Genomic DNA, 773 nt, shown 5'->3' on the forward strand with positions numbered 1-773 from the left:
ATAGCAAAAGAGCGCCCAATCCTATTTAACGGGCCAATGGTTCGCGCGATTCTGGAGGGTAGGAAAACTCAGACGCGGCGCATTATTGGGTCAAAAAAGAAGCCTGTAGATACTTTTATTCAAGACACCCAATTTATTGACGGGAAAGAGCAATCATTGGGCTTTGAGGATGAAAATGGTGGATGGTTTGACACAGAGGAAATGTGTCCATATGGGCATAAAGGGGACCGTCTGTGGGTGCGGGAAACTTGGTGGCAGGCCGGAGACAGCCACCCTACATACCCAGATGATGATGAGGAAAAGTGGCTCGGGAGTAGAAGAGTTCATTATTCAGCTGATGGGCCACCACCTAATGAACCAAACAAGTTTTATCCAAACGGGCTAAGTGGAAAATCCTATTCAGCGGCAGACCCAAATAAATTTTGGAAAAAACGCCCCTCAATTCACATGCCCCGCTGGGCCAGCCGTATTGATCTTGAAATTACCCGTATTGGTGTCGAACGATTACAGGACATCAGTGAAGAGGATGCTAAAGCAGAAGGAATGGTGAGCCTATACACAGACAAATATACGCACTTTCTGGAGTTCTGTGACACTTGGAAAGAAATTTATGGCGCCAACAGCTGGGATGCCAACCCCTGGGTATGGGTTGTCAAATTTAAGCGGGTGGAGACCACCGAGTGAAACTCTGGCAAGCCCTCACCGGCATCGCCGCACTCATTTTCTGCGGCACCAGCCTCGCCTTTACTGTGCAGCTGTGGATCGCTATACCC

Annotated in this window: 1 protein-coding gene; it reads left to right on the forward strand. The window is 48.8% G+C overall.

Annotated features, from left to right (window positions below; all coding sequences use genetic code 11):
- Positions 1–684 (forward strand): hypothetical protein (locus Q1A48_RS21285; RefSeq protein ID WP_299948868.1); only part of this gene is annotated, 684 nt, incomplete at its 5' end.
- Positions 685–773 lie beyond the last annotated feature (89 nt).

It is taken from the genome of uncultured Microbulbifer sp. (assembly GCF_947489355.1).
In the GTDB taxonomy this organism is placed as follows: domain Bacteria; phylum Pseudomonadota; class Gammaproteobacteria; order Pseudomonadales; family Cellvibrionaceae; genus Microbulbifer.